Here is a 1,407-nt window from a genome sequence, read left to right on the forward strand (position 1 = left end):
CCTAGTACTGCAACGGTGCTTGCCGTGACTGATGGTCAGGTCGGTCGTTGGTGTGGTTGTGGGTGGGGACGTTGCTGATGTCAGGTTGTGGGCGGGTGAACTGGATGCCGTGCATGGGCGGTTCGTGCACCGTTTCAGCAGGTCGGAGCCCCGGGAGTCGGCGCTTGCCTATATGCGGGGGTTGATCGCTCCGCTGCAGCGGAAGAACGGCTGGACGCTGGCGGAGGAAGCCGGCCATGCGGGCCCGGACCGCATCCACCGGATGCTGAACCGGATCGAGTGGGATGCCGATGAGGTGCTCGACGACGTGCGTCAGTACGTGGTCGACCACCTCGGCGACCCGAATGCCGTCCTGGTCGTGGACGACACGGGTTTTTTGAAGAAGGGGACGCGGTCGGCTGGGGTGCAGAGGCAGTACTCCGGCACCGCCGGGCGGACGGAGAACTGCCAGGTCGGCGTCTTCCTCGCCTATGCAACCGGCCGTGGGCGGACACTGATCGACCGGCGTCTTTATCTGCCCACCTCCTGGACCGATGACCGCGAGAGGTGCCGTCGGGCCGGCATCGATGACGAGGTCGGCTTCGATACCAAGGTGGCTATGGCCAAGGCGATGGTCCGCCGCGCCATCGCGGACAGGATCCCGTTTCGGTGGGTGACCGCGGATGCCGCCTACGGCTTCTCCAAGGGCTGGCGCTCGGAGCTGGAACGGGCGGACGTCTTCCACGTCATGGCCACCACCCGGCACGACACCGTAGTCACCCGCTGGGCGATCGACCACCCCGTCCACGACCTGTTCAACGGCCTCGCCCGGCAGAAATGGAAGCGCCGTTCCTGCGGCGACGGCGCTCACGGCCTGCGGATCTACGACTGGGCCCGCGTCGAGGTACGGCCCTGGCACCGGCCCGACCGCCGCCACTGGGTCATCGCCCGCCGCAGCGTCGCCCGTCCGCAGGAGATCTCCTACTACATCGCCTACTGCCCCGCCGAGACCACGCTGGACGACCTGATCCGTATCGCGGGCAGCCGGTGGGCCATCGAGGAATGCTTCCAGAGCGCGAAGCAGGAATGCGGCCTGGACCACTACCAGGTCCGCCGCTACCCCGGCTGGCACCGCCACATGACCCTCGCCATGGCCGCCCACGCCTGCCTGACCGTCCTGCGAGCCCGCGAGCTGGATGCCGGGAAAGCAGAAACGGATCCTCCCAGCTCATCCACCTCAGCCTCGCCGAGATACGACGGCTGATCACCCGCCTCACCGACCGCCGACCCACACCCGTCGAGCACATCCTGCACTGGTCGACCTGGCGCCGCCGACGACAGCACCAAGCCCGCACCAGCCACTACAAACGACGCGGACACAGCCCCTGAACTGGCCATCATTCAGGGCAAGCACCGTTGCAGTACTAG

General features: G+C 67.2%; 1 protein-coding gene. It reads left to right on the forward strand.

What is annotated here, in order from left to right; translation table 11 throughout:
- Positions 1–58: 58 nt before the first annotated feature.
- Positions 59–1,243 (forward strand): IS701 family transposase, encoded by a 1,185-nt coding sequence (locus tag IE318_RS44320; protein ID WP_189908482.1) that lies wholly within the window; start codon positions 59–61, stop codon positions 1,241–1,243.
- Positions 1,244–1,407: the final 164 nt, after the last annotated feature.

Source organism: Streptomyces spiralis (genome assembly GCF_014654675.1).
GTDB lineage: Bacteria > Actinomycetota > Actinomycetes > Streptomycetales > Streptomycetaceae > Streptomyces > Streptomyces spiralis.